Here is an 8,079-nt window from a genome sequence, read left to right as displayed (position 1 = left end):
TTGTACCTGACTTTGCTGGTGCCATTGATCATATTGCTAAGTTTGGTTCAAACCATACCGAAGTGATTTGTACTAAAGACAAAGCCGCTGCAGAGCTATTCCAACGTAGTGTAGATGCATCTGTGGTAATGGTTAATGCGTCATCGCGTTTTTCTGATGGTTCACAGTTAGGTTTAGGTGCTGAGATTGGCATTGCGACAACAAAGCTACATGCTTATGGTCCAATGGGTCTTGAGTCACTTACAACAGAAAAATATTTAGTGAATGGCGAAGGTCAAATTCGTGAGTAATCACTAAAAAGTAATAGTTTAAAAAGCCGGGCTTTGCTCGGTTTTTTTGTGTCTAAAATAAAACGAATCGAAATATAAAGATGAGTTTTTTAGATATTTAAATTTGGCAGATTGCCTAAAAGAGGTAGGAAAGTGGTGGAGCTAAGCAGGATCGAACTGCTGACCTCCTGCGTGCAAGGCAGGCGCTCTCCCAGCTGAGCTATAGCCCCACATTCCTAAAATACAGGATGCTTAAGTCTTGCGTCTCAAGCGGGGTGAACTTTAATTATTTTTATCTTTTTGGTCAAGTATTTTTTTTAAATTGATCGAATTTTTACTCTGAAGTTTTATTTTTGCTAGACTAGAGCCCATTCACTGTACAAGGCTTATCCAATAATGAAAAAAATAGCATGGCTTTTACTTGCATTACTTGCTGGTTGCGCAAGCCAAGAGGAGGCCCCGCCTTTTGAAATTAATAATAAACAGTTTTACGAAAAAAGTGACGACCAAGGCAATAAAATTTTTGCCTATGTAGTGTCAGTTAAGGCGCAAGGAAGACGTCCAATCAACCTTGATAAGCCAATGACACGTAGTCAGTTTAAAGACTTTGCTGAGCAAGAAGTATTTGAAGAGTCGAGCAACTTAAAACTCATGCTCGAAGATCAAGCGGTCGAATTATTAAATGAAGAACTTAAAGCACGACAATACTGCGACGATAAACACATTATTGACGAAGTATTGTGGCGTGATTTAAGTGTGCAATTACGAGGACGTTGTTTGTAAATGTATGCAGATAAGAGCAAGTTGGCAGCTACGCTAGCTCAGTTAGATATCAATTATGAGGTGATTGAGCATCCACCATTGCACGGCAGCTTAGATGCCGACAAATTTATGCTCGATAGACCGGGCACACGATTAAAAAACCTGTTTTTACGAGATAACGAAGGCAAGCGCCACTTTTTAGTGATCACCGCTCACGATAAGCAGCTTGACTTAAAAGCTATAGCTCAGCAGCAAGGGCTATCGCGCTTAGGATTTGCATCTGATGAGCGATTAGCGCGTTATCTTAAAGTGCCACCGGGCTGTGTTTCTATGCTGGCACTTTTAAACGATAAGCAAAATAATGTTACCCTTTGGCTAGACCAAGAAATTTGGTTTAACGAGCTTTTTCATTGTCATCCTTTTGAAAATACGGCTACATGGCTGATGAAAAAAGAGGACTTAGAGCTATTTTTTGAAAGTACCGGCCATCAACCGCGTATTGTATTTCTACCTGCCAAATAAACTAAGCTTAAACCTACTAAGCAAACTAAAAGTAGCACGGTCATAAAAGCAATTTGGCCGTGTTGCTGATACACCAGCCCTGGCAATAATGAGCCCAGTGCGCCACCACTGTAATAAAACGAAACATACCCTCCATTGGTTACACTTGCAGGAGCGTTGCTGATTTTATTAACCAGTGGGGCTGCACTTGAGTGGATTACAAACATTGCGCCGCAAAAACCAGTAAAAGCAATAACAAAAAGTACTAATTGTTGGCTCATTAAAAGCACCATCGTCAGGCTATAAAAGACAAATACCCATGTTAGTAAGCGCCAAGGAGTTGATGACTTTCGTAACAGCCAAGGGGTAGCTATAGAGGCAAGTGCTCCCAATAAATAGCCACTGTAAACCAGACCAATATCTCGAGTATTAGTGATAGCAAAGCTATCTTGTAAGATGAAGGGCAAATAATTTAACAGCGCAGCAAAGCAAAAGAACATACAAAAAACGGCTCCGTAGAGCTTTAGCACAAGCGGATCTTTTAATTGTTTCAGATATAGCAGTGGTGACTGTGCTACATGAATTGTGGCAGTTTTGCTTGATTTAGGAATAACGACAGCAAACAGTATTAATCCTACCGCAATCACATAATAAAAACTTTGCCAGCTTAAAAAGTCAGTGAATAAGGCAGCAAGCATACGACCAAAGTATCCACCGACAATGGTACTGCCAATATAAAGAGTCATATTACGTTGTAATTGGTCAGCCTGATAAGTTACACCAATATAACTGGTCATGGCTGTGAGCGCAGCAGGCAGGGTGATCCCTTGAATAAAGCGTACCAGCAACAGCAGCTCAAAGCTTGGTGCTAAAGTAAAAGCAACGCAGCTTATAGCCAACACAAACATGGCAATCTTTAAAATTGTCAGCGGGTTTCGCTTAGCTAAAAATAAGCCATACACCAAAGGAGCAATGGCTAGTGGCAGCATAGTCGCGGTCATTAAGCTACCAGCAGTAGCTGGCGAGACAGAAAAATGACTAGCAAATAATCCAAGTAACGGTTGTGGGGCGTATAAAACAAAGAAAATAAATACAGAGCAAAGTAACAAATGTCGCAGCTGCATTTTTAGCTCCCAAGAGGAAAAGCTTTAGCTTATAGGGTACAGCTTTTTTTACAAGTTCAAAGACGACTAAAATGATAAATCTTGCGTTAAATCAATATGTCATGATTTCATCGCATGTTAATCTCACAGCAATATACTCGATTGCAGTGAATCATCTAAGCTGAACACTGTTATTTGTTCGTATTGCTGATTAAAATAACCCTAATTAGGCATTTTTATATGGAATTTAGTCATGGGTTCATTACAAGATCAATTACTTAAAGCAGGGTTAACAACGTCACATCAAGCTAAGGTGGCTAAAACTGAAAAGCGTAAGCAGCAAAAGAAGAAGAAAAAAGGTGCTACGAGCAACCCAAGTGATTTACAAAAGCATATTGAACAAACAAAGCTTGAGCAGCAGAAAAAAGCCGACGAGCTTAATAAAGCACGTTTAGAAGAGCAAAAACAGCGTGAGCAAGTGGCTCGCGTAAAGCAGATTTTAGAGCACCACAATCAAGATGAAATTCGTGGTGATCGCACCTTTAACTTCACTTATCAAAATAAAGTGAAGGAGCTAGAGGTAAATGAAAAAACACAAAAAGCCCTTGCAGGAGGCCGTTTGGCAATTTGTGTTTTAGAAGGCCAATTTTTTGTACTGGAAGACGAACCAGCACGAAAAGTCGCTGAAGTTAGCGAAGACTACATAGTGTTCCATGTTGAGCCTGAAGATAAGCAGAAAGATGAAGATGATCCGTATGCTGATTTTGAAGTACCTGATGATTTGATCTGGTAGTTATCTTATACCGGCCACCATTACAATTTTCGGGTGCAATATTGTTAAATCATGGTCTACACTAAAGAAAATGTTTAATAACCCGTCAAAAAAGAGAAGACTAATATGAGCAAGATTACAAAAGTTTTATGTGGGGCTGGCATTGCAATGGCTGCAAGCCTATCTTTTAACACAATGGCAGCAGATGGTGCAGCACTTTACACAGCTAAGCTATGTCAAACATGTCATGGTGCAGAAGGTAAAGCACCTATCATGCCTCAGTACCCTAAATTAAACGGCCAAAATAAAGAGTACTTACTAGCACAAATGAAAGACATCAAGTCAGGTGCACGTAGTAACGGTATGGCTGCGGCAATGAAAGCAATGGTTGCAAACGTATCTGAAGAAGAAATGGCTGCAATTGCTGATTATTTATCGCAAGTAAAATAAACGCCACTTTAGCAAGAAAAGGCCACATCTCTAGATGTGGCCTTTTTGTATCAGCTATTGATCATCGATTAATAGTGTTTTAGACTTCTATACATCTATTTGTGCTTGTCACATATACAAGGTTTCCCATGTTTGACTTACCAAAACTCGATTTAAAAAATAAAGTATCTGAACAGGAATGGCAGCTACGCGTAGATTTAGCGGCATGTTACCGTTTGGTTGAGCATTTCCGTTGGGGGGATTTAATTTACACCCACCTATCGGCGCGCTTACCAGGCACGGATCACTATTTGGTAAATGCATTTGGTTTAAGTTTTGATGAAGTGACTGCGTCAAACCTTGTGAAGGTGGATTTAGCAGGCAATATCCTTGATGACACGCCGTTTAAAATTAACCCGGCTGGTTTCACTATTCACAGTGCCATTCACGAAGTACGTGATGACGCACACTGTGTTATCCATTTACACACAAAAGAAACCATCGCCGTTGCAACGCAAGAAAAAGGCCTGTTGCCACTTAGCCAATACTCAATGTTCTCATTGCCATCATTGTCTTATCATGGCTACGAAGGCTTAGCGGTAAACAGTGATGAGAAAAAGCGCTTGCAAGATGACTTAGGCACCACCAACCACATGTTATTGGTTAACCACGGTGGTTTAACCGTTGGCCCAACAGTGGGTGATGCGTTTATGCGTTTTTATGATTTACAGCGTGCCTGTGAAATTCAATTAGCTATCCAAGCCAGTGGTCAAACAGCAATCCCAGTACCACAACCTATTATCGATAATATTTATAATCAAGCGAATGTCGTGCATAGCGGCAGCACCGGTGGCCAGTTAGCTTGGCCGGCAATGTTGCGTAAAGCTTATCGTCTTGATCCTAGTTTTGCTCAGTAAGGAGTAACCATGAAAGTTAATCGCGTCGAAGTGTTCGATATTCATTGTCCAGACAGACCTGCTTGGACACCTGTTTTTGTGCGTATTCATACTGATGAAGGTATTAGCGGTGTGGGAGAGGCAGGCCTTGCTTATGATTTAGGTCACAGTGCTGCAGCGGCAATGATCAAAGAAATGGCTGATGCATTTTTAATTGGTCATGACCCATTTCAAACAGAGAAATTATGGTCAAGAATGCTACGCGAAAGCTTTTGGGGTTTAGGCGGTGGTCCTGTTGTGTATGCCGCAATGAGCGCTATTGATACCGCACTTTGGGATATTAAAGGTAAAGCATTAGGCTTGCCTGTTTACCAGCTATTAGGTGGTAAAGTTAACGATAAGCTACGTACTTATGCATCACAATTACAGTTTGACTGGGACAGCGAATTTAAAGCACTTGTTCACCCACAGGAATACGCAGAAGCAGCGCTTAAGGCGATGGCTGAAGGTTATGATGCGGTTAAAGTTGACCCAATTCAGTACGATAAAAACGGTAACACTTATTACGATCGTACTAACATCATTTCTCGCGCAGAAATGAAATTGTATCGTGCACGTATGCAAGCCATTCGTGAAGCGGTAGGTGACGAAGTTGATATTATTTTTGAATGTCACAGTTTGCCAGGTGCGACATCTGCAATTCAAATTGGTGAAATTGCTGAAGAGTTCGATTGTATGTATTACGAAGAGCCAGTGAACTACTTAAATCACTCATTACATGCAAAAGTTGCCGACAAAGTAGCGGTGCCAATTGCTGGTGGTGAGCGTTTGTATAACCGATGGGGTGTGCGTCCATACTTAGAAGATCAAAGTATTGATGTGCTACAGCCAGACTTAGGCCTATGTGGTGGTTTCACTGAAACTAAAAAAGTGTGTGATTATGCCGATATTTTTGATGTGCGTATTCAAGCTCACGTGTGTGGCGGCCCAGTAGCAACAGCAGCTTCGTTACACTTAGAAACCGCAATTCCTAACTTCTTAATTCACGAGCATCATACTTATGCAATTAAAAAGTGGAACCGTGAATTGTGTATTCAAGATCCACAACCTAAAAATGGTTTCTTCCAAGTATCAGAAGAGCCAGGTATCGGTATTGAGTTAAATGACGAAGTGGTTATGCGCTCACAACGTGTTGAGATTAAATAACACTAGTTCACATTATCAGAGTTGAAATTTATTTTTAAACAATAAAAAAGCCCGTTAGGGCTTTTTTTGTAAGAAAGTGTAATTGTTAACATTTGTTTATTAAGCTTTTTTATTAAATAATAGGTGTGTAGCTCAATGTTGATACCTTATTTTCACTCTTTAAAATGTTAAATATTTTGGTCTATTTTGTTGTTTTAATACTTTTCATATGTTCATTGTTTATGTTTCTAAGATTATATATGTAAAATTCATTGATTACATATAGTTACATTTAACCCGTAATTCTAATAAATATGGATTTTTTGTAATATATTTATATTTTTTAATTTACATTTTTGTTTCACTTTACTAATGTAATTGTGCCTTTTAAAAGGCGTGAATAATTATAATTTAAACAGGGATACAAAAATGAAATCAATGTTTCGGAAAAGCATAACCGCGATAGCAGTTACTGCATCGCTAGGTCTAGCCCTTCCCGCATCAGCATCAGACGTTATTGGTTCTGTTCAGAATGTGGCAAATACCTCTTCATACACTGTAAAAGTAAAAAACCCAGCAACAGGTTTAGAGCGTACTTTAAATATTTCAGAAAATGGAACGTTCCGCTTTGCATCACTACCTTCAGGTAACTATGACATTCAGATTCTAAAAGACGGTAATGTTGTTGCTGAAGACAAGGTTCGTGTTTCTTTAGGTGCTAACTCAAAGGCAAACTTTGATTTAGCAAGCGTTTCAAATTCGGGTCCTGAAGTTATTCAAGTTGTCGGTGCGCGTATTTCATCTATCGACTTATCTACAGCTGACTCAGGTTTAGTTATTACTGATGCTGAAATTGACCGTATGCCTATCAGCCGGGATCTTACGTCAGTTGCGTTACTTGCTCCTGGTGCGGTTAAAGGTGATAGTGCATTTGGTAACACAGCGTCATTTGGTGGTTCATCTGTTGCTGAAAATGCGTGTTATATCAATGGTCTTGAAGTAACGAATACGCGCCAAGGTTTGGGTTGTGGTGAAGTTCCATTTGAGTTTTACGACCAATTCCAAGTAAAAACGGGTGGTTACTCAGCGAAGTTTGGCCGAGCGACTGGTGGTACGATTAACACCACAACTAAAAGTGGTACCAATGAGTGGGAATTCTCTGCAGTTGTGCAATATGCTCCTGACTCGCTTCAAGAAGAAGGCTCAATTTCACGTGGTAATCAAGGTGCGGGGCAAATTTTCCGAGATGAAAGCTTAGCCTCTGATAATAGCGCTGATATCACCTTGGCAGTTGGGGGTCCATTAATAGAAGATACTTTATTCTTCTACGGCTTAGTGAACCCTCGTGATACAGAGTCTACATACACTTGGGGTGGTGACGAATTCTCACCAAACGATCAATACCGTAAAGAGTCAGCATCAGGTGGTGATAACCTTTTCTGGGGTGGTAAGCTTGATTGGGATATTACAGATAACCATCGATTGAGTTATTTTGCTTACTCAAACCGTCGTGATATTGAGCGCTCTGTTTATGAGTATGATAATGGTGCAATTGGCGATCGTATTGATGGAGCACTTCTAAAGCGTGGTGGTAAAGCACAAAGCTTAAGCTATACCGGTATCTTAACAGAAGACTTAGTAGTTACTGCAATGGCAGGTAACATCAAAACTGAATATGAAACTCAGTCTGAAAATCTGGTTTGTCCAAGTGTAACTGACTCACGTGGTACTTCAAACCCAATCACCGGCTGTGGTGCTGGGGGTAGTTTTGGTGCAAATAACGATGACAATACACAATATCGCTTAGATGTTGAGTATGTGTGGGATGCACACGAAATTAGCTTTGGTATCGATTATCAAGAGCGTAAATCAGAGCGAATCAGCCAACCAATTGGTGGTCATAGCTATGACTATCGTACACTTGCTGCAAATGGTAGCTGGCAAGCAGATAATGGAGCGCTTACCAATAACACAGGTGCTGCACTTGATTATGTTGAAGATCGTATCTTTGACGGTGGTGGTAGCTTTGAATCAGAATTAACAGCTTACTATCTTGAAGATAACTGGCAGGTAACTGATGACTTTGCTGTGAAAGTTGGTTTACGTATCGATGAGTTCGATAGTTGGGGTACTACAGGTAAGTTATTAACGAGCTTCAAAAC

General features: G+C 40.2%; 8 protein-coding genes, 1 tRNA gene and 1 pseudogene. 8 read left to right on the top strand and 2 right to left on the bottom strand.

The features are described from left to right. Positions 1–290 (top strand): annotated as a pseudogene (locus L1267_RS23285) (glutamate-5-semialdehyde dehydrogenase); the annotation flags it as partial. 133 nt (positions 291–423) lie between these two features. Here the strand turns inward: L1267_RS23285 and L1267_RS23280 are convergent. Next, positions 424–499, bottom strand: a tRNA-Ala gene (locus tag L1267_RS23280). Positions 500–665: 166 nt separating this feature from the next. Here L1267_RS23280 and L1267_RS23275 point away from each other — a divergent pair. Both L1267_RS23275 and L1267_RS23270 read left to right on the top strand, forming a co-directional pair. Then, the gene (locus L1267_RS23275; protein WP_235384375.1) at positions 666–1,052 is read left to right on the top strand and encodes a hypothetical protein; all 387 of its coding nucleotides are present in this window, start codon (positions 666–668) and stop codon (positions 1,050–1,052) included. Further along, a complete protein-coding gene (locus L1267_RS23270) occupies positions 1,053–1,553 on the top strand; it encodes a prolyl-tRNA synthetase associated domain-containing protein (protein ID WP_135923278.1) in 501 nt (166 codons plus the stop codon). Here the strand turns inward: L1267_RS23270 and L1267_RS23265 are convergent. Further along, positions 1,520–2,656 carry an MFS transporter gene (locus tag L1267_RS23265; RefSeq protein WP_138556685.1) on the bottom strand — a complete coding sequence of 379 codons (1,137 nt, stop codon included), beginning with the start codon at positions 2,654–2,656 and terminating at the stop codon, positions 1,520–1,522. The genes L1267_RS23270 and L1267_RS23265 overlap by 34 nt on opposite strands. Positions 2,657–2,888: 232 nt before the next feature. Here L1267_RS23265 and L1267_RS23260 point away from each other — a divergent pair, with 232 nt between their 5' ends. The 5 genes from L1267_RS23260 to L1267_RS23240 all read left to right on the top strand — a co-directional run. Then, positions 2,889–3,428 carry a DUF2058 domain-containing protein gene (locus L1267_RS23260; protein ID WP_135923280.1) on the top strand — a complete coding sequence of 180 codons (540 nt, stop codon included), beginning with the start codon at positions 2,889–2,891 and terminating at the stop codon, positions 3,426–3,428. Between the two features lie 105 nt (positions 3,429–3,533). Further along, on the top strand, positions 3,534–3,857 hold the full coding sequence (locus tag L1267_RS23255) for a c-type cytochrome (protein WP_135923281.1): 324 nt from the start codon (positions 3,534–3,536) through the stop codon (positions 3,855–3,857). 128 nt (positions 3,858–3,985) lie between these two features. Then, on the top strand, positions 3,986–4,753 hold the full coding sequence (locus L1267_RS23250) for a class II aldolase/adducin family protein (protein WP_054552449.1): 768 nt from the start codon (positions 3,986–3,988) through the stop codon (positions 4,751–4,753). Positions 4,754–4,762: 9 nt separating this feature from the next. After that, positions 4,763–5,938 (top strand): mandelate racemase/muconate lactonizing enzyme family protein, encoded by a 1,176-nt coding sequence (locus L1267_RS23245; protein WP_062567189.1) that lies wholly within the window; start codon positions 4,763–4,765, stop codon positions 5,936–5,938. A gap of 408 nt (positions 5,939–6,346) precedes the next feature. After that, positions 6,347–8,079: TonB-dependent receptor (locus tag L1267_RS23240; RefSeq protein ID WP_235384374.1), on the top strand; the 1,733-nt coding region annotated here is incomplete at its 3' end.

The organism is Pseudoalteromonas sp. OFAV1 (assembly GCF_021532595.1).
In the GTDB taxonomy this organism is placed as follows: Bacteria; Pseudomonadota; Gammaproteobacteria; order Enterobacterales; family Alteromonadaceae; genus Pseudoalteromonas; species Pseudoalteromonas lipolytica_C.
Note: the sequence above shows the minus strand (reverse complement) of the source record. Positions and strands in the feature narration are given on the sequence as shown.

What these genes read in the sequence shown, in the direction of transcription:
- L1267_RS23275 (WP_235384375.1), top strand. Translation starts at nt 666, where the DNA reads ATGAAAAAAATAGCATGGCTTTTACTTGCATTACTTGCTGGTTGCGCA.
- L1267_RS23270 (WP_135923278.1), top strand. Translation starts at nt 1,053, where the DNA reads ATGTATGCAGATAAGAGCAAGTTGGCAGCTACGCTAGCTCAGTTAGAT.
- L1267_RS23265 (WP_138556685.1), bottom strand. Translation starts at nt 2,656, where the DNA reads ATGCAGCTGCGACATTTGTTACTTTGCTCTGTATTTATTTTCTTTGTT.
- L1267_RS23260 (WP_135923280.1), top strand. Translation starts at nt 2,889, where the DNA reads ATGGGTTCATTACAAGATCAATTACTTAAAGCAGGGTTAACAACGTCA.
- L1267_RS23255 (WP_135923281.1), top strand. Translation starts at nt 3,534, where the DNA reads ATGAGCAAGATTACAAAAGTTTTATGTGGGGCTGGCATTGCAATGGCT.
- L1267_RS23250 (WP_054552449.1), top strand. Translation starts at nt 3,986, where the DNA reads ATGTTTGACTTACCAAAACTCGATTTAAAAAATAAAGTATCTGAACAG.
- L1267_RS23245 (WP_062567189.1), top strand. Translation starts at nt 4,763, where the DNA reads ATGAAAGTTAATCGCGTCGAAGTGTTCGATATTCATTGTCCAGACAGA.